This window comes from Acinetobacter tandoii (assembly GCF_008867985.1).
In the GTDB taxonomy this organism is placed as follows: domain Bacteria; phylum Pseudomonadota; class Gammaproteobacteria; order Pseudomonadales; family Moraxellaceae; genus Acinetobacter; species Acinetobacter tandoii.
In genome coordinates, this window is record NZ_VXLD01000018.1 from 1 (window position 1) to 26680 (window position 26680).

A 26680-nucleotide genomic window follows, 5' to 3' on the forward strand; every position below is an offset into this window, starting at 1 on the left:
ATCTAATACTTCGTCAGTATTAGATGCTGGACTCAATAAACTCAACAACTCAGTGCTTCGCACTTCGTTCGTTTCCGTCTATCTCGTCGGTATGGGGTGCATTCTATACGGTTTTATTTTCAGTGCAAGCACTTTTAACTGGCTGTTTTATTGAGTGTTGTATTTTTATGCACCATTTTAGCTCACCAATAAACAAAAAACCACATAACCCATTAATTATAAAGCAGAAATACAAATAAATATATTTCTGCTATTTTTTTAATGATTTAGCAGTGCCTGCTTACTTAATATTCACACTAAGAATTTTCACAGGTTGTTTCGGTACATCTTGGTGCATTCCATAGCTCGCAGTCGGTACTTTTACAATTTTATCGACCACATCCATTCCCTTCGTCACTTTACCAAAGACCGCATAACCTGCATTCATAGACCCTTTATTTAAAAAATCATTGTCTACGACATTAATAAAGAATTGGCTGGTAGCCGAGTTTGGGTTATTGGTCCGTGCCATCGCTAATGTGCCACGCGTATTCTTTAAACCATTTGAAGATTCGTTTTTGATAGGTGCCTTGGTTGGCTTTTCGACCATATTGGCATCCATTCCTCCGCCCTGAATCATAAACCCAGGAATGACACGGTGAAAAATAGTGCCGTTATAGAAATTTGCTTTTGCGTAGTCTTCAAAGTTTTTAGCTGAAACTGGTGCCTTATCATTAAATAGCTCAATTTCAATATTTCCCATTGATGTTTTCATTTCCACCAGAGTATTGGCTGCATAGGTACACACACTGAATGTAGCAGCAGTCAATAACGCGAGGCTCTGTTTTAACATGTTGGGGGTTCCTGTAATGCTGTTTTATATTTGGTTATATTTAACACAACTCTTTAAATTCAGATACTTTTAAACTTTTTATTTATAAGATCTAAATCATTGTTTTAAATTTATGCATGGATATTCAAATATTTAAAACACTTTATTTATGTCTTACTTTAACTGTGTTTATCCCAAAATTTTCTGAATTTCTTACTCATTTCGATGTAGTTCTTCTTTGCAGTCCGCGATAAGCCTACCATGTTAATGAAACCATGAGTCATACTTGGATAATCATGATAAGCCACGGAGACACCATGATGTCGTAGCTTATGGGCGTAGATCTCGGCTTCATCGTGCAGTACATCATGCCCTGCCGTAACAACAAAGGCGGATGCTAATTTTCTTAAACTACCATAAGTCGGGGAAATAATTGGATCATCCAAAGCAACCTGATGCTGAGTGGCATAATGTGCGGTCACGGTATCAACATCGTCTCCAGTTAAGACTAGACCATCTTTATAAGCAAAAAAGGAAGGATGACGACTTTTAAAGTCTAATGCTGGATAAATTAGAAACTGGACTTGCGGTGCATAGGCTTTACCTATACTACGTTGCGCAACCACCGCACTTAAATTGCCACCTGCACTGTCACCAGCAACGGCTATACGATTTTTTAAAATTTTGAGTTGTTTTCGATTTTGGTATACCCATGCCAAGGCATCTTCACAACTTTGTACAATTTGATACGGCGAGGCTTCTGGTGCTAAGGGATAATCTATACTGAGCACTTGTACATGCGCATGTACAGCCAATAGACGACACACTTCATCATAACTATCGATAGTACCAACGACAAAACCTCCTCCATGATAGAACACTAACATTGGAAGTTTTTTATTGGGTGCAGGATGATAGTGACGCGCAAAAATAGTTCCACTTTGCAAAGGTAAGCGTAAATCTTCGACTTGTTTAATGACTGTTGATTTTCCTGCAATAAGCTGGCTCTGCAATTCAAAGACTTTACGAGAGTGCTGTGCATCTGCAGAAATAAAGCCTGTTTTATTTTGTTTATATTGAACAGCAACCAGACATTTAAGAAAAGAGTCTAATTCGGGGTAGTGATAAGGATAGGCTAAAGCCTTGACGATATTCTCCTGTACAAAGTTAGGCAACTTATCGAGTAGTCGCGCTGCTGTCCCTTGATTTTGTTCCATCACTTTTTGTATTGATATGCCCATAAACGACTCATTCCTTGTTGTTTTATTTTTCGGTCAAACTTTACTAAAGATGTTCAACCTTAAAGTATGGCTTTTGCAACAAAGCTAATCTGCTTTAAGCATATTGTCATTAACATTGTTTCTGCAAGTTCAAGTCAAAATCATCAATAGAAAAGTTGGGTTCTTTAACACATCCTTAATTAATAAGAGCATCTATTGATTCAGACAGTACACCTCATTCAAGTACTGTCTTTTACTCTAAATATGCTGTTTTTCAACTCAACAACATAAACATTATTATTGAATCGATTGTGGTTGACCCTGCATATCATTCATTTGAGTCTGTGGAGCATTCATGTTTGCAGAACCATCTGCTTGCGCAGCAATCCCAACTTGTCCTTGTGCACCCACTTCTGCTCCAGTCGACATTTGAGCTGTTTCAGTCGCTTGTACAGGATCTTTTGAAGTACAACCCACTGCAAGCACTGAAATAGCTAACATAGAAATAGAAAATAAACCGACTTTTTTCATACATTGTTCCTTTTCAAATAAAAAATACAAAAACCAATCTTTAGTTTTGCCAAGTCATCATTCATTTTTTTTCAATGAATTGCGCACATATATGGTGAGCGTTTTTTATTTGTTGGTTGCATTCTGCAATGTTTTATTAAACTGATTGAGACGTTTCTTTTATTCTATGAGAATAAAAAAATCAATTAAGTGATTATTTTTAATCGTATAAAGTACATCGTTCTAGCCAAACACAATTAAAAAAACAAATTTGGTTAAAAGATATTGAAATGAAAAAACTTACTGCTGTTGCCAAGTATTTACAAAATGACTTGCCCATAACGTTTCTATGCTACTAAATCTATAAAAAGTCATAACTCTCAACAATTTCCCCAAAAAAAAGCTTATTCAAAGGTTGAATAAGCTTAAAAACAGACTCCGACATGCTTATCAGAAACTACAGCAGTGATTACTAAGCTCTAGGTTAAGAAAATCTGTAACGCTTGTGAAATATTTAATTTCGTTTAACTTGATCGTTTTTTACTCTCAACTGCTTAAGGCCATTTCATCTCACTTTTCACTACTTTGGCACCCAATGCTAGGTTGCCAGACTCGGCCAAATCTGGATATTGTTGCTGCATGCTTTGAATTAACTGTGCAGAATTTTTGCTATTTTTCGCGGCTTTTTCATACTGTTTTAAATAATCTATGGAAAAGTTCACTGCATTTAAACCTTCAGCAGCGCCTGCCTGCATATGTGCAGGAATAACAACTTCAGGTTGAAGTGCTTTGATTGATTCTAAGGTCTTAACTACTTCTGCACGATCTTTCGAGCTTGGTGTATCTGCCATCCAAAGATGAATGCCTGATGAAACAGGAATACCACCAACCACTGCTTTAGCACTTGGAATCCATAAATAAGTCAGTTCCTTTTGCCCCTTAATTGCAATCACTTCATCTTCGAGCGTTAATGTTTTGGGAGTATATACCTCTGGCACAATAATTTTGCTGGGTGCATTCACGCCCATTTGTGGTCCCCAGTACTGCACTTTCAGGGCTTGCGTTGCCTGAATATGTTGCACGGTTTCAGGTGTTGCAATGATTTTTACGTTTGGAAAATATTGTTTAAAAACATCCAAACCAAAATAGAAATCAGGATCGCCATAACTCACAAAAATCGTTTTTAAAGTTTTACCGCTGTCTAAAATCTCTGCTGCGATACGTAAAGCTTCCGATTTAGAAAATTGAGCATTCACCAACATGACTTCTTTATCCCCTTCAATAAGGGTAGATGTCACGCCAAAATGTTCAGGCTTAGCTAAATAGGTGTGAATTTTTAGGTCTTGCGCATAGGCAGTCGAGCTAAGTGCTAAAGCAGTTAAGGCAAGGGCATAAAACTTGGTTTGCATGGTATTCATCTCTTATTTGATTTTGAATACTTTAAATTTCAGTTTATGACAAATAAACACCTCAACTTAAGATAAACTGTTACAATATACGCAACAATAAACATAAATATGGATACCCTAAAAGCCATTCAAGTCTTTGTCTGTATTACCCAGCAAGGCAGTTTGACCAAAGCTGCAGACCATCTCAATGTTTCACGCGCCATGGTATCTCGCTACCTTGAACATCTGGAAAATCATTTTTCGACCCGATTGTTTCATCGCAATACCCGTAAAATCTCACTTACGGCTGCTGGCGAGCAGGCGCTGCATTACTGTGAAAATATTTTGCAACAACAGCAATTGCTGTTGGATATGACACAAGATCAGCAACAAACAGGAATGATTCGACTGACCACGGGGCTGTTTTTACTACAAAATGGTTTAGCCGAATGTATTCAACGCTTTCGTGAGCAATTTCCATTTGTACAATTTGATATTGTGATTACCGAAGACACACTCGATTTAATTGATGCCCAAATCGATTTAGCCTTTCGGATTAGCCCTAAAATAGCTGAAGGTTTAATTGCCCGTCCGCTGTTTCCGATTGACTCTGTTTTATGCGCACACCCCGATTATTTGGCTCAAGCGCCCGAGATCCAACATCCTGAACAGCTGTTACAACATACCTGCCTGACCCATCACAGTATGCATTCAGTTTGGACGCTGAACGCTCCGAATCAACACCCCCAAAACTATAACTTGCATAGTGTGATCAAAAGCAATGATGCCTATGCATTATTAGAGATGTGCAAACAGGCTCAAGGCATCGCCATGTTACCAACCGCATTGGTACAAACTGAGCTGAATCAAAATCGGCTACATCAGATTCTGCCCGACTACGCCCTGCCACAAATGCAACTGTCTGTGGTGTATTCGTCTCGTCGCCATTTAAGTAAAAAAACGCAAGAATTCATCGCATTTGTAATTCAACACTTCAATTTATCTGAGAAAAAATAGAAATAGTGCAAATTTAATCAGGTATGCAACTTGAATTTTGCATTCCTGCCCCGACCTCTTTTACTAATCATGAATTTCATCACTCATGACAGTTCAGATTTAACCAGTGAACACTGACACCAAAGGACTGTACATGTTTAAGAACTTTTTTCAACGGAGATCATCAATGGCTAATGAGCACAATGAGCAAGCTCAAGACATTCAAAATGAGCAACAGACAGAACAAACTCAAGCTGAAGGTGTAGAGCAAGCAAACGAGCTTAGCGTTGAAGATTTACAAGCGCAAATCGGCAAACTTGAAGAAAGCTTGAAATTAGAAAAAGCCCGTACAGCAAATGCCGTTTATGAAGCACAAAAGAGTGTTGAGCGTATTCAACGTGAAGCTGAAAAGCATAAGGAAACTGTGCTTGAAAAGTTTGCCAAAGAATTACTCGACTCTGTCGACAATTTAGAACGTGCCATTCAAGCCGCAGGTGAAGAAGAAACCCCTGTACTTGAAGGCGTAAAACTTACCTTGAAATCTTTACTCACAACACTTGAAAAATTTGGTGTGGTTGAAGCAGATACACAAAGCGGTTTCAATGCAGATTTACACCAAGCTGTCGGCATTGATCCAAATGCCAAAGCGAACGAAATTGGCACCGTTTTACAGAAAGGTTACACCTTAAATGGTCGTTTACTTCGCCCTGCTATGGTGATGGTAGGCGCATAAACCCTATAAATACGGGAGTTTGTGAAAAATTTTCAGAAAAATAACTTGAAAAATTTTGAACGGCTCTCATATCGGATAACAAGCAAAAACATTGCACAAGAATTTTTGAGGAACAGATCTAATGGCTAAAATCATTGGTATTGACTTAGGTACAACAAACTCATGCGTTGCTGTACTTGAAGGCGACAAAGTTAAAGTAATCGAGAACGCCGAAGGCGCTCGTACAACTCCATCAATCATTGCATATAAAGATGGTGAAATCTTGGTTGGTCAATCTGCTAAACGTCAAGCAGTGACTAACCCTAAAAACACATTATTCGCGATTAAGCGTTTAATTGGTCGTCGTTATGAAGACCAGGCGGTACAAAAAGATATCGGTCTTGTACCTTACAAAATCATCAAAGCAGACAATGGCGATGCTTGGGTTGAAGTAAACGATAAAAAATTAGCGCCTCAACAGGTTTCTGCTGAAATCTTGAAAAAGATGAAGAAAACTGCAGAAGACTATTTAGGTGAAACAGTTACTGAAGCAGTTATTACTGTTCCTGCTTACTTTAACGATGCTCAACGTCAAGCAACTAAAGATGCGGGTAAAATCGCTGGTTTAGATGTTAAACGTATCATTAACGAACCAACTGCTGCGGCACTTGCGTTCGGTATGGACAAAAAAGAAGGCGACCGTAAAGTTGCAGTTTACGACTTAGGTGGTGGTACTTTTGACGTATCAATCATTGAAATCGCAGATCTTGATGGCGACCAACAAATCGAAGTGTTATCAACAAACGGTGATACTTTCCTTGGTGGTGAAGACTTTGATAACGCATTGATTGAATTCTTGGTTGAAGAATTTAAGAAAGAACAAAGTGTGAACTTGAAAAATGATCCACTTGCGTTACAACGTTTGAAAGAAGCTGCTGAAAAAGCAAAAATTGAGCTTTCTTCATCAAATGCAACTGAAATTAACCTTCCATATATCACGGCTGATGCAACTGGTCCTAAACACTTAGTGATCAACGTAACTCGTGCAAAACTTGAAGGTTTAGTTGCTGATTTAGTTGCTCGTACAATTGAGCCTTGCCGTATTGCGCTTAAAGATGCTGGTCTTTCGACTTCTGACATCTCTGACGTAATCTTGGTGGGTGGTCAGTCTCGTATGCCACTTGTACAACAAAAAGTACAAGAATTCTTTGGTAAAGAGCCACGTAAAGACGTGAACCCTGACGAAGCAGTTGCAATCGGTGCTGCGATTCAAGGTGCGGTATTGTCTGGTGACAAAACTGACGTTCTTTTATTAGACGTAACGCCATTAACTTTAGGTATTGAAACAATGGGTGGTGTATTAACACCAATCATTGAGAAAAACACGACGATTCCTGCGAAGAAATCACAAGTGTTCTCTACTGCTGCTGACAACCAGCCTGCTGTAGACATTTCTGTTTACCAAGGTGAACGTAAGATGGCTCAACAAAACAAATTGTTGGGTAACTTCCAATTAGGTGACATTCCGCCTGCTCCACGCGGTGTGCCACAAATTGAAGTATCTTTCGACATCAATGCTGATGGTATCTTGAAAGTATCTGCTAAAGATAAGAGCACTGGTAAAGAGCAATCGATCCAGATTAAAGCAAACTCAGGTTTGTCTGATGCTGAAATCGAAGCAATGATCAAAGATGCTGAAGCGAATGCTGAAGAAGATCGTAAGTTTGAAGAACTTGCAAAAGCTCGTAACGAAGCTGATGCATTAATTTCAAGCTCAAACAAAGCTGTTAAAGATCTTGGTGACAAAGTGACTGAAGATGAAAAAACAGCGGTAAGCACTGCCGTTTCTGAGCTAGAAGCAGCAACCAAAGAAAATGATGTTGAAGATATCAAAGCGAAAACTGAAGCTTTACAAAACATCTTGATGCCTATCACTCAACGTGCTTATGAACAAGCACAACAAGCTGGTGGTGCTGAAGGCTTTGATCCAAATGCATTCCAAGGTGGCGATGCAGGTCAACAAAAAGCTGATGATGGCGTTGTAGATGCTGAATTTACTGAAGTAAAAGATGACAAAAAATAATTTGTCTCTTTAAAAAAACCGCGCTTACGCGCGGTTTTTTTTATTTTTAGAGGAAGCATATATTTCCACACCACACACTTTTCGCTACATTACACACAAATGAAAAAGAAAAATGATTTATGCATCGACTTGGATTCATCCTACTCTTCTTAGCGATACTCTGGCTCAGCTACCAAAGCCATGCACATTATCAATTACGCTATAATGCCTGGTCAGATCGGTTACTGCACCCCTTTGATCAACGACTACGCTTTAAAATTGGCAATGTAGATCCACGTTTTGGTCTTACTCAAGCACAGGTTATACAATTGAGCCAAGAAGCTCTTGAAATCTGGCATCAAGGTACACAACAAACTCTGTTTGTTTACGATCCGCATGCAAAACTCAGCATTGAACTGATCTATGATCAGCGCCAGCAAGATGCAAATGCGTTAAAACAAACCCAACAAAAACTAGATAAGAGCAAAAATCAAAACAATCGCTCTTCAGACAATATTGAACGCGCCAGAACTCAACTGGATTTCACACAACATCGTTTAGAACAACAACAACAACAACTGGAAGCCGAATATCGCTATTTACAGAGCCAACAAACTCAAGCGCAGTCCGCGGAACAACAAAAAAATTTACGTGACCAACTCGCTCAACTACAATACAGAATTGCACAGTTCGAACAAGAAACTGCTTATTTTCAACAACAAAATCAAAACTTTAATCAGCAGGTCGATCAACACAACTTGAGTATTCAACAGCTAAATAAGGAAATCGTGCAAGCCCAACGACGTTTCCCAGCACGTGAATTCCATAAAGGCGTGTTTATGGGCAATAAAATTGAAATCTACCAATTTGATGGAAATGATGATCTGAGACTGACCATCGCACATGAATTAGGCCATGCACTAGGACTGGCACACCATAATGACTCTCAAGCCCTAATGTACCCTATTTTGGGAGAACAAGATTTACAGCATTTTAGGCTCAGAGCTGCAGATTTACAGTTATTGGCAGCACGCCAATAACCTTGTGAAAAATACCCTTAAACTTTATAAGGCTTTTTGCTTGATTTGCGCAGCAAAAGATTAGATTTCATGCTATTGTGATAGAACCATCCACACAGCAAACTGAGCGGAGAACAATGTGAGTTACTACCATATTCTCATTGAAGTGAATGATCATATCAGCACAATTGAACAAACTCGTGATTTGGAATTGTTTGATATTATTGAAATTCAGCCTTATCTCCACTCTATTATCCTGCCATATTTCAATGAGCAAGAAATTGAACTGGAAGATGAAAATATTGAATTTCAGGATATCTTGCATTTAGAAATCAAGCAGACTTTGTTGCCAATTCAACACCTGATTGAAGAAGAACAACGTCTACTGCCAAGCGACACAGATGTCACCATTAGCGCACATGAAATTTTTAATAACCGCGATTTAAGTCAGGATGTCACTACTGTAATTTTTGATATTCTAGAGGCGGTGAAACTCGATCCAATTGAAGTCGAATAAAGCACCTAAAATGTGATGACGGTACACCTGCACCGTCATCTTTCCGTTTTACTTCATCATTAATTTGGCATTTTCATTACGAAAGGCCTGCAAAGTCTGTTGCCCTGCTCGTCCAGTCGGATTTAAACCTATACGAATCTGTTCATCACGAATCGCTTGCCGGGTTTTATCACCAATCAAACCATCCACTTTACCAACATCATAACCACGATTGAGTAAATATTGCTGAATTTCACGACGTTCTGCACGCGATGTGCCTGCATCATTGGTTGGCCAACCTTGTCGGAAATTGCCTTTGCCTTGTAAACGATCCGATAAATGAGCAATCGCTAAAGCATAACTTTCAGCCGCGTTATAACTATAAATAGCATCAAAATTCTTGAAAACTAGGAATTTAGGTCCGTTTTCTCCAGCGGGTGCCATTAATCCAGCTGGGGTGCTTTCAGATAGATTCCCTTGAATTAAGGCACTCCCATCCGCACGTGTCAGTCCTTGATTCATCCAGTAAGACAAACTTTTCTTATTACGGCGCCCTTCACCTGAAATCGACAGGTTTGCGGGTATCGTTACCTCAAAACCCCAAGGCATGCCTGTTTGCCAACCCCGCTTGGTCAGGAAATTGGCGGTCGAAGCCAGTGCATCTGAGGTACTCGAGACCAAATCACGGCGACCATCACCATCAAAATCGACGGCTAACTCCTCATAGGTCGATGGCATAAACTGCGTATGACCAAATGCACCCGCCCACGACCCACGTAATTGTTCTTCTCTTAAATCACCACGCTGTAAAATACGCATAGTGGCAAAAAACTCACCACGGAAATAACTTTGGCGGCGGCCTTCACAACTTAAAGTACCAAGAGCCTGTAATAAAGGATAACTGCCTGAAATATTACCAAAATTACTTTCAACTCCCCAGACGGCCACCACAGTTTCAGCAGGTACACCATAAGCTTGGGCAACGCGATTCAGAACCTCACGATGCTGGGCTAATTTTTGCCGCCCCATTTCCACTCGCTCATCATCGACCAGACCTGACAAATAGTCCCAAATTGGTGTAGAAAATTCAGGTTGATAATTTAACTTATCAATCACGCTATAATCAGGCGTCAAATTTTGGGTATAACGATCATAAGTACTCGCACTGACACCCACAGCAAGTGCTTGACTACGCAAATTTGACAAGCAACCTTGAAAATTATTCTCAGCACTGTAACCACTTTGGTTTGTTAAGTTATTATTATAAGTCGAAGCAGAAGTAGGCTGACCATTAATAATCAATTCCGCATGGGATGGTGCCGTAAACCAAAAAATGGATCCAAAAATAAAATAATTAATTCGTTTCATCATCACTTTCGTTTTAAATTCAAATTATGCGCTTACCTTAACATTCCAGTACAAAATTGACAGATAAGAAACGTAAAATTTGAATTCATTTTCTTAATTTTAAATTCAAAAATAGTTACCCACAACCCAAATCACGCTTTAATTTAAATTCAAAAGCACCACTTTAAATTTAAAACCAAAAATTTGAATTTAAAAGAGGTTATCCACAACCGTATTCTTTAAATTCAAAGCGCACACACTAACAAATCAAGTAAACTCAGCATGAGTCATGACCTTTAATCATGATTTTTGAATTCAAAAATGCCGATTTAAATTCATAACTCGCACTTTAAATTTAAAAAAAATGAATTTAAAAATGCTCATCGATTTTAAATTCAAATTACTTTATCCACAATTGATGATTTACTCTGTGTTTAAATTTAAAACTTTCACCCAACCTCAGTTTTAAATTCAAAGTTTTTATTATTTTTTAACAACCAAAAATACCACATACAGCTTATTTTTTATTCAAACCAGACACAACAAAAAGCTAAAATTTGCGATAAAAGGCAATACTTCAATACAGGGTCGCGTAGCATGCCTGAGTCATTGACATAAAAAAAGCGATCCACAGAGTGATCGCTTTTTTGCTAAACAGTTCAAGATTTAAATGGTCATATCTTCGCTTAATGCTAAAGGCACAGGCAAAATTTTCGCCAATTGACGGCATAAAGTGGTCAATTGGGTGCTGTCATTTGGCATTAACGTGATGTGACCGATCTTGCGGCCCACACGTTCTGTTTTGTTGTACAAATGCAGATGTGCGCCATTTAAAGCCAAAACCTGTTCTGATTTTGGATATTGTCCAATGATATTGATCATCACAGTAGGGCGGACCACTTCGGTTGAACCTAAAGGTAGGCCTGCAACTGCACGAATATGATTTTCAAATTGCGAGCAGACTGCACCTTCAATCGACCAATGACCTGAGTTATGTACGCGTGGTGCCATTTCATTGGCAAATAGGCCTTGTTCTGTCACAAACAATTCCAACGTCAGTACACCCACATAGTTCAGGTGATTGAGTAAACGTGTGATGTAGTCTTGTGCAGCTGGTTGTAAATCTACACTGTTTGGCGCAGGAACAATCGAATGCGACAAGATGCCATTGTGGTGATGGTTTTCAGCCAAAGGCCAAGTTTTCACTTCACCATCTTGACCACGCACCGCAATGATGGAAACCTCACGCGAGAACGTCACAAAACTTTCTGCAATCAAGCTTTTTGCTGGACCCAATTCAGCCCATGCTTGCTCAATTTGATCTTCGCTACGCAGTACAAATTGACCTTTACCATCATAACCGCCAGTAGCTGTTTTCAGCACCAATGGTAAACCTAGCATCTTAACAGCTTGTTGTAAACTTGCTAAAGAATCCACGGCTTGATATGGCGCAACAGGAATCTGCAATTGATCGAATAAGGCTTTTTCCATTAAACGATTTTGTGCAGTCGCTAAAGCTTGACGTGGTGGGTGAATGGCTTTGCTTTGCGTCAAAAGATCGACATCTGCCAGTGGCGTATTTTCAAATTCCAGACTAAACACGTCTGCGCTTTGAATAAACTGTTGCAGACCTTGTTCAGTCTGACTTGAAATCACCTGACCTAAAGCTGCGGAAGGGCAGTCTGTATCTGCTTCATAGAAGGTACATTGAATATTGAGTGGTAAAGCAGCTTGCGCCATCATACGACCCAACTGACCACCACCAAAAATACCGATGGTTTTGTTCATAACTGTGTCCCGTTTTAAGCTTGACCCGGAATATTGTTGCTTGCCACTTTTTCCGTTTGTGCTGCACGGAAATTTGCTACATTTTCAGCAATCTCTGGACGCGTCAAACCAAGAATCTGTGCTGCCATAATTGCAGCATTGGTTGCACCCGCAGGGCCAATTGCTAAAGTACCAACTGCAATACCTGCTGGCATTTGTACAATTGAAAGCAGTGAGTCAACACCATTTAAAATAGAAGATTTTACAGGTACACCCAAGACTGGTAAGTCGGTTTTTGCCGCGCACATACCTGGTAAATGTGCTGCGCCGCCTGCGCCTGCAATAATCACTTGAATTCCGCGATCACGTGCAGTTTCAGCATATTCAAATAAACGATCTGGGGTACGGTGTGCAGAAACCACTTCAGCTTCAAATGGGACACCAAGTTGCTTAAGCATATTGGCAGTGTGTTCGAGAGTCGCCCAATCAGATTGAGAACCCATGATAATTCCTACGAGGGGTTGAGCGTCTTGTGCTGCGGCCGCATTCATTGCTAATGTTCCAGAGACTAGAGTGAAGGAGGATAAATCTCGACGAGAGCCAAGCTTTAAATGGTTCAGAAGCCCCATATTATAGACTGCTTTTTCATCTCTCCAAAACTTAAGCAGGGCTAGAGCGAGATATTTTTAGTTTTTTTTCGATAAAAATAAGGAAATGATTCCCTTGATGAAAAAATCAGCCACTCAAAGTCATATTTAGACCATTCTATAGCGAACTGGTTGCAGTAAGTTTTTTACATCATCTCTGAAAACCACTCACTACAACCTTAATAGCCCTAAAAGCAATTATTGACTTCTAAATACGAAATACACACAACCTAATAAACACAGGCCTGCCCAAAGATAATCTAACTTAAATGGTTGTTTAAACAGATAAATCATAAATGGGACAAAAACCAATAAAGTCATGACTTCTTGGGTAATTTTCATTTGCCCTACAGACCAGCCATCCTGTGCCAAGAGACGAGTAGCAGGAATCATAAAAGCATATTCTAATAGGGCAATTAACCAACCAAATAAAATGGCTTGCCACAATGGTGCACCATGTAAAAATTTTAGATGACCGTACCAAGCCAATGTCATAAAACAATTGGATATTACTAACAATGCAAACGGAATCAGCATGGTATTCATCATTACACCACATTCACAATTAAGACCTAAAATAGGCTCAAAAGTATAAGTCAAAGTCCTTTCTTTAGGTAATTTTATCGACTTTAATCTTGGTGAAATTTGTCATGAGTGAACTGTCTAAATTGATACAAGAAAAACTATCTTTTCCCTAAGAGCCTTGATATCGTTGCTGTCAAATCGAATCAATTCTGACAACAACACCAATCATGAAGTGCTGTGTCAAAAAGCAGTGGAGTTAAAGATCAATGCATCTGCATATTTTGGGTATTTGCGGCACCTTTATGGGTTCATTGGCGTTATTAGCGCGAGATTTAGGACATAAGGTGACAGGTTCAGATCTGAACGTTTATCCGCCCATGTCCACTCAACTGGAAAATGCAGGCATTACTTTAATGCAAGGCTATGATCGTAGCCATTTACAACCGCACCCCGATTTAGTCATTGTCGGTAATGCCATGAAACGCGGAATTGACGCGGTTGAATATATGCTCAATGAAAGTTTACCTTATATTTCAGGGCCACAATTCCTTGCAGATCATGTCTTGCAAGGTAAACATGTGCTTGGGGTTGCTGGGACTCATGGTAAAACCACCACCACCACCATGTTGGCGTGGGTATTGGATCAGGCAGGCTTAGAACCAGGCTTTTTAATTGGCGGTGTGCCTTTAGGTTTCTCTGAAAGTGCTCGCTTAGGCGGCGGAAAATATTTCTGTGTTGAAGCGGATGAATACGATTCGGCATTTTTCGACAAACGTTCTAAGTTTGTGCACTACCATCCAAAAACTGCCATTTTAAACAACCTTGAATTTGACCATGCCGACATTTTTGATGATTTGGCTGCCATTCAAAAACAATTCCATCATTTAGTCCGTACCATCCCAAGTGAAGGTCGCATTATTGCCCCAATTACTGAAACCAACATTGATGAAGTATTGGAAATGGGCTGTTGGACACCTGTGGTACGCACATCTTTAACAGCACAGGCTCATGCAGCACTTTATGCAGAACAGCTTTCAGCAGATGGTTCACACTTTAAAGTGTTACAACACGGCGTGGTCAAAGGTGAAGTGAAATGGAACATGACAGGGCAACATTCGGTAGCAAATGCTTTGGCTACTATTGCTGCGGCTGAGCACGTGGGTGTAAGCATTGAAACTGCATGTGAAGCACTGTCTCACTTCGGCGGTGTAAAGCGTCGTATGGAACTCTTAGGGACTGTACGTGGTGTTGAAGTCTACGATGACTTTGCCCATCATCCAACTGCAATTGACACCACACTTGAAGGTGCACGTAAACGTTTAGGTGAACGTAAACTTTGGGCAATCATAGAACCACGTTCAAACACCATGCGTATGGGTAGCCATAAAGATGGACTGGCATATTCGGCACGTCTGGCAGATGAAGTGATTTGGTATCAGCCTGAAGGTTTGGATTGGGACTTACAACCTGTGATTGATGCAGCATCTAACAAAGCAATTGTAGCGCGTTCCCTTGAAGATATTATTCAAACTGTAGTAAATGAAGCAGGAGAAGGGGACGCCGTGGTGATTATGTCCAACGGTGGGTTTGGTGGCTTACACCAAAAATTGATTCATGCTTTAAATGCAGAATAAACGCTTACTACTCTCAAAAAACCCGCAGATTAGATTGCGGGTTTTTTTGAGGTTCTCCAACTAAAAAGCGGACATCGTGCCCGTATATTCAAAGTCTTTTAGTTTTGCCCAACCTTGTACTGTGTCACCCAAATGCTTGCTGATATACATGATCGAAACCCATTGTTCTTTGCCATCATCATAAGTGCTATAAGCGGTAATAAAATCATTTTTTATAATGAACAGATCCTTGATTTTACAGGCATCACTGGGTGCAGAGTGAAAATAGACACGTGATGGGGCAATCACTTTCATGCCCCAACGGGGAATCATCTGGACTTCTTTTTGTCCTGCCTTTTCCTCAAGTTTTGCACAATCTTCGGCAAATACTAAAGGGGAAAGCAAACTGCATAAGACAAAAGATAAAAGCTTGTTCATTTACGTCAATTCAACTGTCTTAACACACTGTTCAGGCAACACAACCATGTTGTTCTCATTAAGTTGTAATCCTTAAAGTACAATAAAATACGATGACTGTATTAAGCCGCGACATCCAACAAACTTTGATCACGTTTAAACATCACATCAACATAACTACACACGGGCACAATTTTTAACTGTTTTTCGCGTGCGTATTCGACCAAGACATCCAACAACTGACGTGCCACACCTTGACCACGTAAACAATCATCTACCCAAGTATGGTCAGCAACAATCGTAGATGCATCACGCCAAACATAGGTAATTTCAGCAATACGTTGCCCCTCAGCATCATTTAGAAAAAACTCACCTTTTTCGGCATTATTATGGTGTTGGAATTGCATACTGCGCTTTCCTCTAAGTAGATGCATTGCAGTTAACATGCCATAAGCACCGTAGAAAAAACAGCCATTTTTCGACCAAAGTTTAAAATCTGGTTACACCTTAAGCAGGAAATCCCTAGTTCAAGGGATGAAGCTCACGCTTATTTATTTCTATGCTAAACAGATGGTACGCACAGGAGTAGCGGCATGTTAATTTATTTCGTATTAATGCTCTGTGGTTCGTTATTGGCCAAAGTGATCGCTCAATATGACAACACAGTTCCATTTAGACCCTAAACTTTAAACCCAAGATAAAGAATAAACTTTTCTTTCAACTTCGGGTCAGGCATCTCATAATTTACATCGATCACATACTCGTTAAATTTGCACTTTTATATAAAATATGCGATTCTTGCCACATCATTTGGATTCAATCCAATACAGAATTTGAACAAGGGGAGTAGCCTCCTCCAGACGTCAGCTACAGTACTCCGTGCTGACGTGTCAGAATATCGTCATTACACTTTGCAAAAAAGTCGGTATCTGAGCATTACCCAAGGTAATGTAGGCAAGACCTTGATCATGTTGACACAGATGTTTATTTCATCTGGCAACAGGTCAAGGTTTTTTTGTGGCCAATTGCCAGATGTGGAGGATTTTTATGGAATCTATCGGCAATTTATGGCTGTATTTGGTCTTCTTCGGCATTGTAATTATCATGCTGTTGATCGACTTTCTCGGATTTAAACAAAAACAAGGGCAACAAGTTGCCATTAAAACTGCAGCCTATTGGAGTATTGCTTGGGTCACTGTGGCGATGTTATTCGCAGGCGGTCTCTGGCTGTATTTACAACAAACTGTGGGGGTTGCAATTGCTAACCAAAAAACCATGGAATATATCGCAGGTTATTTACTGGAAAAATCCCTTGCGATTGACAATGTCTTTGTTTGGCTCATGATTTTTGCGGCTTTTGCGATTCCACCAGCATTACAACGTAAAATTTTGCTCTACGGTGTACTCGGCGCAATTGTACTGCGGACCATCTTTATTTTTATTGGTGCATGGTTTGTCCAAGAATTCTCTTGGATTCTATATCTGTTCGGCGCGTTCTTGGTTTACACGGGCTTTAAGTTCCTAAAAGGGCAGGATGACGAACCCGATATCGAGAACATGGCATTATTGAAATGGTTACGTAAGCATTTGCGTATTACACCCCAACTGCAAGGCGATAAATTCTTTGTTCGTCAAAATGGCGTGTTGTGGTTTACACCGCTATTTTTAGTCCTGATTTTGGTCGAAGCTTCAGACGTTATTTTTGCGGTCGACTCAATTCCGGCCATCTTTGCCGTCACCAGTGATCCGTTTATTGTGTTAACGGCAAACCTGATGGCTATTTTAGGTCTGCGTGCCATGTTCTTCTTGCTCTCTGGCGCTGCATCGAAGATGCATTACCTCCCATATGGTCTCGGGATTATCCTGTTATTCATCGGCTTTAAGATGTTGATGCTGGATGTCTTCCATATGCCAATCTGGATTTCACTCGGTTTTATCGTGATTGTATTAAGCATTACCGCGTGGCTGTCGATTCGTCACAATAAAAAACAAGAAAATCCATCGGCTTAAGCCTGATGAATTGATTTTAAAGAAGACAGATTCAGTTCGCTGAATCTGTCTTTTCGACTTCTGCAAAACTCAAAATTCAAACGGCTTTTTCTCTTCATCTCATTTGGACTTCGGCTGCAAAAAAACTTCCTTATTGTATTTGAGCAAAATGAGATGCCGTAAAGGTTATACAGTTTAGTCAGTCATTTTCAGGTACAATCAACCGAAAAAAGTAAAAGTTATAGGGTTTTTCCATGTCTTCATTGTTGCAGACCACCGTCGTTCGTGGTCGTTTTTTAGATATCCAAAATTTAGTTACGCAAGCCGCGGACATCGCCGAGCAAGTACGTTATATAGAAGATGGCGTGCTAATCAGTGAAGCTGGAAAAATTCAATGGTTTGGTGCTTGGCAAGATGCAGCAGCACATTTGCCAGAAGGTGTCGAAATCCAACATTATCCTGAAAAGTTGATTGTGCCAGGTTTTATTGATACCCATATCCATTTTCCGCAGATGGAAATGGTGGGTGCCTATGGTGAGCAACTGCTTGAATGGCTCAACACCTATACTTTCCCTACCGAAATGCAGTTTCAAAACCCTGAATATGCTGCAAAAATTGCTGAATTCTTTGTGCAAGAACTGTTAAAAAATGGCACAACTACAGCGTTGGTGTTTTGTACCGTGCATCCTGAATCGGTAGATGCTCTGTTTGAAGCTGCGCAACGTCACCAGATGCGTCTCATTGCAGGCAAAGTCATGATGGACCGCCATGCACCCGAAGCTTTATGCGACACGCCTGCACGTGCTTATACAGACTCTAAGGCACTGATTGAAAAATGGCACGGGCAGGGGCGTGCGCTATACGCAATTACACCTCGTTTTGCACCCACCTCCACACCTGAACAATTACAACTCGCTGGGCAACTTAAAGCCGAATATCCAGATGTCTATGTACATACCCATTTAAGTGAAAATAAGAATGAAATTGCATGGGTCAAAGAATTATTCCCTGCACAGCAAGGTTATCTGGATGTTTATCATCATTATGGACTGACAGGTTCACGTTCGGTCTTTGCTCACTGCCTGCATTTAGAAGACAGTGAATGGGATTGCATGCATGCCACGGATTCAGCTATTGCTTTTTGTCCAACCTCCAACCTGTTTCTCGGTAGTGGTTTATTCCCCTTGAAGAAGACATGGGAAAAACAAGTGAAAGTCGGTTTGGGCACCGATATTGGTGCAGGAACATCCTTCAACCAACTCCAGACACTAAATGAAGCCTATAAGGTACAGCAATTGCAAGGCAACAAACTGTCTGCTTTTGAATCGCTTTACCACGCCACGTTAGGGGGTGCCAAAGCATTAAGCCTTGAACAGCAATTAGGTAATTTTGATATCGGCAAAGAAGCTGATTTTATCGTACTCGACCTACAAGCAACTGCCTTGCAGGCATTGCGTCAACAACATGCCAAAGGCATTGAAGATGCTTTATTTGCCCTCATGACGATGGGGGATGACCGTAATATTCACGCAACTTATGTATATGGTCAAGCGGCGTATGTCCAGCCAAAATAACGCCATTACACCTCCAATATCCAAGTTAAAACTGTGCCTGCTGCTGCTTGTAGGCACGATCATACTTCGACACGACAGTCATGGTGCGAGCAAAAAACATACAACAAAAGATGCATCTCGATAGAAGATGTATTAAAATAAACGCATATTTTGAGGTGTTGCAGGTCAACGCCTTTTTTATTTTTGATTTTTAGGTATCTGCCCATGACCGTTCAAATGAGCGTAATGATTTCAGCTGAAGAGATCCAAGCAAAAGTGCAAGAGCTTGGTGCTAAAATTAATGCCCACTATGCCCAAAGTGATAAAGAACTTGTCTTAATAGGCTTATTACGTGGTTCCGTTATTTTTATGGCTGATTTATGCCGAACAATTGAAAAACCACATGAACTCGACTTTATGACAGTTTCGAGCTATGGAAAATCAACCGTTTCAAGCCGTGATGTACGCATTCTAAAAGACTTAGATGGCGAAATTCGTGGTAAAGATGTCCTTGTTGTTGAAGATATTATTGACTCAGGGCATACCTTAAGCAAAGTGCTTGAAATCTTGCAAACACGTGAACCCAACTCAATTGAATTGTGCACACTCGTGAGCAAACCTTCACGCCGTGAAATTGATTTAGAAGTAAAATTCTTAGGCTTTGAAGTCGAAGATAAATTTATTGTCGGCTATGGTCTCGACTATGATCAAAAATATCGCCATATTCCTTTTATTGGTGAAATTGGTCTCTAAGCTTAGCGTCGAATAACCCAATATTCAGCCTTCTATCTCCCGCATTGCTCGGGGTTTAGAAGGTTTTTTTATGTCTTTTTGCTATAAATCCCTCACACAAAAACACCACAGGTTTTTGCAGATCTGCTGTTTAATTCCCACCCTTTTCTCCAAAATAATAAGCAGTACGTCAAAATCATTGATTCAAAACAAGAACAAGGAGAATACTTATGTGGTCACTCATTGTTGCAATTGTGGTAGGTTTTATTGCAGGTCTGATTGCCCGTGCACTTCATCCTGGCGATGATAAGGCAGGCTTCTTCGTTACCACCCTGTTAGGGATCGCGGGTTCTTTACTCGCAACTTACGGTGGACGCATGCTCGGGTTGTATGCCGACAATGTAGCTGCTGGCTTTATTGCCTCAGTGATTGGCGCGATTATTATTTTGTTTATTTATAATCTTATTATGAAAAAATCCCGCGCTTAATTTTTCGCACAAAAAAGCCTGTTCATGTGAACCATGAAAAGGCTTTTTTTTTAAATTAATTTCTATCTCATTACAAACCAAACTCTTTCCAAATGAGTTCAATTTGCTCGGCAGGGAAGCCACCCGCCGCTTTAAAACCGTTCGAGAAAATCAACGTAGGTGTACCATTTACACCAAGAGATTGACCTAATTTCAAATTACGCTCAATGGGATTGGCACAGCTTTTATTACCCGTAGGAGCAATCCCTTTAGCAATCAAGTTTTCCCAAGCATAACTTTGATCTTTTTCACAATACACCGCTTTAGACGGCGCAACCGATTGTGGCTTGATTGGATAAATAAAAGTATAAATGGTCACGTTATCCAGTTTTTTTAATTCAGCCTCAAGTTGCTTACAATACGGGCAATTTGGGTCAGAAAAGATCGCCAATTGGCGTTTACCATTACCCCGCACCGTTTTCACCGCATCTTGTAATGGCAATTTTTTCCAATCAACCGAGTTCTGTTTTACAATTAAGTCTTTGGTCAGGTTGTGCTGATCTTTCAACCGAATCATCGATCCCACTAAAATATGTTGGGCATTTTCTCCAACATAAACCACTTGACCATCCATAGAACCACTATAGATACCTGGCATTTCCGTGCTTTGAATATTCTCAATTTTCAAATCTGGATGTTGTTTGGCTAAATTGGTTTTTACAGTCTCGACACTCGCAAAACTAGACCAAGAAATGAAACCTGCCAGCATCGCAACCATTGTTCTTTTCAACATGAATTCTGCTCGTTCACGTAAGTTATAAAAGTGAATCAGTTTAATCCGAATTATGGTGCTGATTAATAATTTTTATCAGGTATTTGGTAAAACAAATACCTGAGTGTTTCACGTGGAACTTAAACGGCAACATCAAATGAATTAATTTCTACCGAGATATGTACAATTTCTTCATGAATTGATAAAGCGGCACGCACTTCATCCGCCGTTAATGGAGAAGGGCTGTTCAATGCCAAAATACAGGCAAACTTACCTTTGGCGACTTTCCAGACATGTAAATCGGTCACTTCAACAACAACTGGCAAATCATGAATCACCTCACGGATTTCCTCCACGACAGGATGATTCATTTCTGCATCTAATAGGGTTTTCGCCGTGTCCCGCATCAATCCCACAGCCCAACGTGCGACCAAAATTGCCCCTAAAATCCCTAATAAAGCATCAAGGAATGACCACCCCATGTATTTCCCAGCAAAAAGAGCAACAATAGCAAAGACCGAAGTCACGGCATCGGCAACCACATGTAAAAAAGCTGCTTTTTGATTCAAATCATGCTCGTGATGATGCGAATGAGCCGATTCTTCGTGATGGTGATGGTGATGGTGATGGTGACCATCATGTAACAACCATGCACAAATCAAGTTCACGACCAAGCCTAAAATTGCAATCGGAATCGCTTGATTATATTGAATATCAATAGGATGAATTAGTCGTTCTACCGACTGAAATGCCATAAAAATTGCAACCACTAACAGTAAAATTGCGCTGCTATATCCCGCTAAAATTTCAATTTTCCACGTACCAAAGCTAAAACGATGATCTTGGGCATAATGACGAGCCGCGCGATAAGCAAAATAAGCCAGACCCAATGCCAACATATGCGAACTCATGTGCCAACCATCGGCGAGTAATGCCATCGAATTAAAAATCCAGCCGCCAATGACTTCTAATAACATCATGACTGCAGTTAGAATAGTGGCCAGTAAAATACGTTTTTGTGCGAGCGGATTACCTTCATCAAATTGATGGGTGTGACTGCGTGAAGATGGGAAAATATTCATTTTAGGTCATTTTAAATATACTCCCCCATAGTATATTTATTTTTGGAGCAGCGTGTGGGCCATTTGCATCAGGATAAAAAGATTTTAAACCGCGTTAAGCGTCTACAAGGCCAATTGAATGCTGTGGAACAATCATTACAGCAGCCCGATGCAGAATGTATCGCAATATTACAACAAGCTGCTGCAATTAAAGGTGCTGTTAACGGTCTGATGAACGAATTAATCGAAGCACATCTACGCCATCATGTTATTGGGGAGCATGCAGAGGTTAATGAACAAGAACTGGCTGAATTTATGAAGTTACTTAAACGTTATAGCTAAGTTTTTATTAGATTAGATAAATTGACCGAAGAAGCACATCACCAGTACACTGCCAAGAATATCTTCTTTTTGCTCATTGTTAGCTTTTTATAGCATGGCAATATGCACTCATTTGTGGTTGGCTTCATGACAAACTCTCAAACTTGGCGTCCATTTATCATGGTCAGCCTTGCCTTGATTATGGGAACTATCGGTACAGCTTTAGCCAGCCCGCTGTATCCGATTTATCAAGAACTGTGGCATTTATTGCCCAGTCAGATTACCTATATTTTCGTTGCTTATATGTTTGGTTGTTTAGCAACACTGTTGTTTTTCGGCCGCGCCAGTAACAGCTTTGGTTTTTTGCGCACGCTACAAGTCGGTTTAGGATTCGTCATCATAGGGTTAGTCCTTTCTGCTTTTGCCCATACAGCGATTTCGCTCGGCTTAGGACGTTTTATTATTGGGATTGCATCAGGACTGATCAGTACTTCCGCCATGTTAGGCCTAATGCTCACTATTCCAGACCATTATAAACCTCATGCACCTCAGATAAGTTCCATTATTACTGTCATCGGCTTTGCTTTAGGCCCCTTGATTGGTGGTGTAATTGCTCAATTTTCAGCATTGCCATTACTGGTACCTTATCTCCCAGTGATTGCGGGGGCAATGCTCTGTTTGATCGGTCTCTTTTGCTTAAAGCCACCGACTTTTCAAGCACAAGCCTTTTCGATTGCACCACATTTGGAACTTCCTGTCGCCTCAGCACGTATTCATTTTTTTATTGCAGGTTTAACTGCATTTTGTGCTTTTGGCGCATTCAGTCTGTTTGCTTCACTGTCAGCATCTTTTGTCAAAGACCTAATTCCTTGGCATGGTCCTTTGGTCAGTGGTCTGGCCATTTCCAGCATTCTGTTTATTTCTGCACTGGTTCAGTTTTTTGCCAAATCGTTACCCGCGGCACGTAGCTTAAATTATGGTTTGATTCTGATGATGGGAAGTTGTTTACTTTTAGCCATCTGTATGCAAACGCATTGGAGTCTTTTGTTTTTTATCAGTGATATTGGCGTTGGCTTGGGGCATGGTTTGGGTATCATGGGGTCTTTTGGTCTGATTCATCAAATGACCACCCCACACAATCGTGCTGCGGTCATTTCGACATATTTGTTTATAGGTTATTTGGGGACTATCGTACCGATTATTGCAGTCGGTTACAGTGCCGATCTATGGGGCTTAAATTTGGCAGTGAGCGGTTTTGGTATGGCTATGGCACTTCTATGTTTCACATTATTGTTCTGGCAGAAGAAAAATAACCTCCAAATTTAAAACCACTTTGAATAAATTTTTTCATTATTCAACAATCATGCCTTAACACTTTGCAAACTGCCTGCTTAATGTACATCATTATGATGTAATCAAAATCAATCACAAATTCAGCAACGACCAACAAAGCGATCACTCACGTATTAAAGTTCCGCTAATATCACTCAACATCTTCTTTACTGTTTTTTTCATTAGACTCAATGGCAATCTGAGACTGGTAACTATTAGATACAGTGGCACGATGTATGTCCCTATTTTCAGATCTTGTGATTTGTTATGATTGTGGTACAAAACGCGAATTAATGACAACATATTGAATACTCGCCCGACTAGCATAATCAAATAAGCACAATTAAATACTGAATAAAACAGATATTTTCACACCTTTCTTCAGTCATAGAGTCAATATGTCCTATCACTTACAGTCAACACGAGGAGGATCATATTTATGCAATCTCGTGTCAATCAAACAATCCAAATGCACTATACACGTCCCGATTTGGGAGACATCATCCTGAACGCACTGGAAAAAGCAGGTAAGAACATCAACCAGCTAACACCCGAAGATCTGGCACCGATTGATGAGTTTCATATCCGAGGACGCATAGCCACTCTGGAGCTGGCCCATGCTGCTGGACTTGATGCAACAAAACATGTACTGGATGTCGGTAGCGGTATTGGTGGAACTTCGCGTTGTCTTGCAAAAGAATTCGGCTGTCACGTCACAGGCATTGACCTCACAGAAGAATACTGTCGTGCTGCGAGAATGCTTTCTACCAAGATTGGTCTTGCGCACCAAGTTGATTATCACCAAGGAGATGCGACCCAACTTCCATTTCCCGATCAGACCTTTGACGTCGTCTGGACAGAACATGTGGCAATGAATATCTTGGATAAAGCTCGTCTGTATCAGGAAATGTATCGGGTGCTAAAACCAGGTGGCACACTAGCAATTTATGATGTTCTTGCAGGCCCATCGGGTCCTGTCCTTTTTCCGGTGCCATGGGCACGCACAGCAAATACCAGCTTTCTGGTACAGCCAAATGAGCTACGTCAGCTACTCCAAGAAGCAGGTTTTACAATTACTGACTGGTTAGATACAACCGAAAGTGCACGTACATGGTTTGTGTCTCTGGCTGAAAAGATACAAAAGGAAGGCTTACCCTCCCTGGGGTTTCACATACTACTGGGGGCTGATTTTAAAATCATGGCGCAGAATCAAGGAAAAAACCTACAAGAGGGAAGGATTGTCCTGGCACAAATGATTGCGAAAAAATGACTTTGCTTAACTCAAGACAACCAATGCTTAAGTAACTCAGGATATATAAAATAAAGAAATAGATGAGGGCATGATCTCATAGAAAATGCCTTTACGAGATTAAAAACTTTCCTGCTATTTCAACTCGATTTATTGTAAAGTCAAATGATGAAACCCCATAGAACAATAAAAAGCATTCCGTCATTGTGAACTGAATGCTTTTTATTTTATAAATAGAATTTATTGCAGCTTATTCAACAACACTTAAGTTCTAAATTACTTTCCAATACAGAATGAGCCGAAAATTTTCCCAAGCAAGTCATCCGCACTAAATTCACCCGTAATTTCTCCCAAAGCATTTTGAGCAAGGCGTAATGACTCGGCAACCAATTCACCTGCATGAAACACTACCAACTGTTCATGTGCTTCTGCAAGATAGTGCTGAGTGCGCTTCATTGCGTCTAGATGACGAGTTCGTGCAATAAAGGTGTCTTCCTCTGGCTGGAAGCCTGCATGCGCCGTAATCGCTTCTATAAGCGATTGAACACCTGTTTCCTGTTTAGCTGAAACCGTAATATGACGGAAACCGTGAAAATCGCCAATTTGAACAGTTGCACCAGTCAAATCACACTTATTCCCAATCAACATTAGACGCTTAGGCTCAAGATGGTGTTCAAAATATTCACGTGCCAATTGCAGAGGATCTTCGCCTTGACTCAAGTCATAGACCAATAACAGCAAATCAGCTTGTTCAATTTCCTTAATCGCACGGCGAATACCTTCTTTTTCCACCACATCGCCCGTTTCACGCAATCCTGCGGTATCGGTTAACGTAATCGGCAAACCATTCAAGCTAATTTTTTCATGTAATACATCACGGGTAGTGCCTGCAATATCCGTTACAATCGCACGTTCAATCCCTGCTAATGCATTGAGTAAGGAAGATTTACCTGCGTTCGGTTTACCAGCAATCACCACCTGCAAACCTTCGCGCAGCAATTGCCCTTGGCGAGCAGATTGTTGTACCGCAGCCACTGAGTGCTGTACTTCTTCCAATAAAGTTAAAATCTTGCCATCAGCCAAGAAATCAATTTCTTCTTCAGGAAAGTCGATTGCGGCTTCCACATGTAGACGTAAATGAATCAACTTTTCCAGTACAGTATTCACTTTATGTGAAAAGGCGCCTTGCAAAGAACGCACAGCTGAACGTGCAGCAGCCTGCGAAGTCGCATCAATCAAATCGGCAATCGCTTCGGCTTGAATCAAATCCAGTTTGCCATTTTCAAAGGCACGCATGGAGAATTCACCTGCCTTAGCAGCAGTTGCACCTAATTCTAAGCACCGCGCAAGCAAAGCATTTTGAATCACAGGCCCACCATGTCCCTGTAACTCCACGACATCCTCACCTGTAAATGAGTTTGGATTGGGAAAACAAATTACCAAACCTTCATCCAGTACTTCATTTTCAAAATCAAGAAACTGGCGGAACCCAGCCATGCGTGCTTTTGGTAATGCATTTTGCGTCAACTGTTCTGCAATCGCATAAGCTTGCGGACCAGAAAGACGAATCACTCCCACACCACCACGACCTGGAGGAGTAGCAATCGCTGCGATAGTGGTTTGATGTTGCATACAATTCACCTGACGTTAGTCCCAATCGAACCCAAAGAAAAA

At 40.5% G+C, this 26680-nt stretch carries 26 protein-coding genes; 13 read left to right on the plus strand and 13 right to left on the minus strand.

Annotation, left to right across the window (positions count from 1 at the left end):
* Nucleotides 1-280: 280 nt before the first annotated feature.
* The 4 genes from F4W09_RS15875 to F4W09_RS15890 form a co-directional block, all read right to left on the minus strand.
* The gene (locus F4W09_RS15875; protein WP_044739536.1) at nt 281-832 is read right to left on the minus strand and encodes a peptidylprolyl isomerase; all 552 of its coding nucleotides are present in this window, start codon (nt 830-832) and stop codon (nt 281-283) included.
* A gap of 158 nt (nt 833-990) precedes the next feature.
* On the minus strand, nt 991-2052 hold the full coding sequence (locus F4W09_RS15880; protein WP_151505352.1) for an alpha/beta hydrolase: 1062 nt from the start codon (nt 2050-2052) through the stop codon (nt 991-993).
* 276 nt (nt 2053-2328) lie between these two features.
* On the minus strand, nt 2329-2562 hold the full coding sequence (locus F4W09_RS15885) for a hypothetical protein (RefSeq protein ID WP_151505353.1): 234 nt from the start codon (nt 2560-2562) through the stop codon (nt 2329-2331).
* Nucleotides 2563-3095: 533 nt separating this feature from the next.
* Nucleotides 3096-3950 carry an MBL fold metallo-hydrolase gene (locus F4W09_RS15890; RefSeq protein WP_044739539.1) on the minus strand — a complete coding sequence of 285 codons (855 nt, stop codon included), beginning with the start codon at nt 3948-3950 and terminating at the stop codon, nt 3096-3098.
* 108 nt (nt 3951-4058) lie between these two features.
* On the opposite strand from F4W09_RS15890, the gene F4W09_RS15895 reads away from it, so the two are divergent.
* The 5 genes from F4W09_RS15895 (at nt 4059) to F4W09_RS15915 (ending at nt 9235) form a co-directional block, all read left to right on the plus strand.
* A complete protein-coding gene (locus F4W09_RS15895; protein ID WP_151505354.1) occupies nt 4059-4946 on the plus strand; it encodes a LysR family transcriptional regulator in 888 nt (295 codons plus the stop codon).
* A 166-nt stretch (nt 4947-5112) separates the two neighbouring features.
* The gene (gene grpE, locus F4W09_RS15900) at nt 5113-5658 is read left to right on the plus strand and encodes a nucleotide exchange factor GrpE (protein ID WP_016168970.1); all 546 of its coding nucleotides are present in this window, start codon (nt 5113-5115) and stop codon (nt 5656-5658) included.
* Nucleotides 5659-5779: 121 nt separating this feature from the next.
* A complete protein-coding gene (gene dnaK / locus F4W09_RS15905) occupies nt 5780-7720 on the plus strand; it encodes a molecular chaperone DnaK (RefSeq protein WP_016168969.1) in 1941 nt (646 codons plus the stop codon).
* A 119-nt stretch (nt 7721-7839) separates the two neighbouring features.
* Nucleotides 7840-8739, plus strand: a complete 900-nt coding sequence (locus F4W09_RS15910; protein WP_151505355.1) for a matrixin family metalloprotease — start codon at nt 7840-7842, stop codon at nt 8737-8739.
* A 118-nt stretch (nt 8740-8857) separates the two neighbouring features.
* Nucleotides 8858-9235: a hypothetical protein gene (locus tag F4W09_RS15915; RefSeq protein ID WP_016168967.1), complete on the plus strand. Its 378-nt coding sequence runs from the start codon at nt 8858-8860 to the stop codon at nt 9233-9235.
* A 48-nt stretch (nt 9236-9283) separates the two neighbouring features.
* Here the strand turns inward: F4W09_RS15915 and F4W09_RS15920 are convergent, their stop codons facing one another.
* The 4 genes from F4W09_RS15920 to F4W09_RS15935 all read right to left on the minus strand — a co-directional run bounded on the left by F4W09_RS15920 (nt 9284) and on the right by F4W09_RS15935 (nt 13512).
* On the minus strand, nt 9284-10582 hold the full coding sequence (locus tag F4W09_RS15920) for a lytic murein transglycosylase (RefSeq protein ID WP_151505356.1): 1299 nt from the start codon (nt 10580-10582) through the stop codon (nt 9284-9286).
* A 645-nt stretch (nt 10583-11227) separates the two neighbouring features.
* Complete coding sequence (locus F4W09_RS15925) at nt 11228-12349, minus strand: 5-(carboxyamino)imidazole ribonucleotide synthase (protein WP_151505357.1); 1122 nt, start codon at nt 12347-12349, stop codon at nt 11228-11230.
* 14 nt (nt 12350-12363) lie between these two features.
* The gene (purE, locus tag F4W09_RS15930) at nt 12364-12879 is read right to left on the minus strand and encodes a 5-(carboxyamino)imidazole ribonucleotide mutase (RefSeq protein ID WP_026441188.1); all 516 of its coding nucleotides are present in this window, start codon (nt 12877-12879) and stop codon (nt 12364-12366) included.
* A gap of 294 nt (nt 12880-13173) precedes the next feature.
* Nucleotides 13174-13512, minus strand: a complete 339-nt coding sequence (locus F4W09_RS15935; RefSeq protein WP_026441189.1) for a DMT family protein — start codon at nt 13510-13512, stop codon at nt 13174-13176.
* A 254-nt stretch (nt 13513-13766) separates the two neighbouring features.
* Here F4W09_RS15935 and mpl point away from each other — a divergent pair, with 254 nt between their 5' ends.
* Nucleotides 13767-15134, plus strand: coding sequence for a UDP-N-acetylmuramate:L-alanyl-gamma-D-glutamyl-meso-diaminopimelate ligase (gene mpl / locus F4W09_RS15940; protein ID WP_151505358.1), 1368 nt, complete (start codon nt 13767-13769; stop codon nt 15132-15134).
* Between the two features lie 60 nt (nt 15135-15194).
* On the opposite strand, the gene F4W09_RS15945 is transcribed toward mpl, so the two are convergent.
* Nucleotides 15195-15551, minus strand: coding sequence for a hypothetical protein (locus tag F4W09_RS15945; protein ID WP_151505359.1), 357 nt, complete (start codon nt 15549-15551; stop codon nt 15195-15197).
* Nucleotides 15552-15652: 101 nt separating this feature from the next.
* Complete coding sequence (locus F4W09_RS15950; protein WP_016168960.1) at nt 15653-15937, minus strand: GNAT family N-acetyltransferase; 285 nt, start codon at nt 15935-15937, stop codon at nt 15653-15655.
* 640 nt (nt 15938-16577) lie between these two features.
* Between F4W09_RS15950 and F4W09_RS15955 the strand changes: the two genes are divergently transcribed.
* The 4 genes from F4W09_RS15955 (at nt 16578) to F4W09_RS15970 (ending at nt 20292) form a co-directional block, all read left to right on the plus strand.
* Nucleotides 16578-17540, plus strand: coding sequence for a TerC family protein (locus tag F4W09_RS15955; protein WP_151505360.1), 963 nt, complete (start codon nt 16578-16580; stop codon nt 17538-17540).
* 233 nt (nt 17541-17773) lie between these two features.
* Nucleotides 17774-19093: a guanine deaminase gene (gene guaD / locus F4W09_RS15960; protein ID WP_151505361.1), complete on the plus strand. Its 1320-nt coding sequence runs from the start codon at nt 17774-17776 to the stop codon at nt 19091-19093.
* 204 nt (nt 19094-19297) lie between these two features.
* Nucleotides 19298-19825, plus strand: a complete 528-nt coding sequence (gene hpt / locus F4W09_RS15965) for a hypoxanthine phosphoribosyltransferase (protein ID WP_016168957.1) — start codon at nt 19298-19300, stop codon at nt 19823-19825.
* Between the two features lie 209 nt (nt 19826-20034).
* Entirely contained in the window at nt 20035-20292 is a 258-nt protein-coding gene (locus tag F4W09_RS15970) for a GlsB/YeaQ/YmgE family stress response membrane protein (RefSeq protein WP_104441294.1), read from the plus strand.
* A 70-nt stretch (nt 20293-20362) separates the two neighbouring features.
* Here the strand turns inward: F4W09_RS15970 and F4W09_RS15975 are convergent, their stop codons facing one another.
* Nucleotides 20363-21064 (minus strand): DsbC family protein, encoded by a 702-nt coding sequence (locus F4W09_RS15975; protein ID WP_016168955.1) that lies wholly within the window; start codon nt 21062-21064, stop codon nt 20363-20365.
* Between the two features lie 119 nt (nt 21065-21183).
* Nucleotides 21184-22125 carry a CDF family Co(II)/Ni(II) efflux transporter DmeF gene (dmeF, locus tag F4W09_RS15980; protein ID WP_151505362.1) on the minus strand — a complete coding sequence of 314 codons (942 nt, stop codon included), beginning with the start codon at nt 22123-22125 and terminating at the stop codon, nt 21184-21186.
* Nucleotides 22126-22179: 54 nt separating this feature from the next.
* Between dmeF and F4W09_RS15985 the strand changes: the two genes are divergently transcribed.
* From F4W09_RS15985 to F4W09_RS15995, 3 genes are all read left to right on the plus strand, one after another.
* Nucleotides 22180-22446 (plus strand): metal/formaldehyde-sensitive transcriptional repressor, encoded by a 267-nt coding sequence (locus tag F4W09_RS15985; protein ID WP_044739548.1) that lies wholly within the window; start codon nt 22180-22182, stop codon nt 22444-22446.
* Nucleotides 22447-22572: 126 nt separating this feature from the next.
* Nucleotides 22573-23751: an MFS transporter gene (locus F4W09_RS15990; protein WP_244948587.1), complete on the plus strand. Its 1179-nt coding sequence runs from the start codon at nt 22573-22575 to the stop codon at nt 23749-23751.
* 445 nt (nt 23752-24196) lie between these two features.
* Nucleotides 24197-25027 (plus strand): class I SAM-dependent methyltransferase, encoded by an 831-nt coding sequence (locus F4W09_RS15995; protein WP_151505363.1) that lies wholly within the window; start codon nt 24197-24199, stop codon nt 25025-25027.
* A gap of 255 nt (nt 25028-25282) precedes the next feature.
* On the opposite strand, the gene mnmE is transcribed toward F4W09_RS15995, so the two are convergent.
* The gene (gene mnmE, locus F4W09_RS16000) at nt 25283-26638 is read right to left on the minus strand and encodes a tRNA uridine-5-carboxymethylaminomethyl(34) synthesis GTPase MnmE (protein WP_151505364.1); all 1356 of its coding nucleotides are present in this window, start codon (nt 26636-26638) and stop codon (nt 25283-25285) included.
* Nucleotides 26639-26680: the final 42 nt, after the last annotated feature.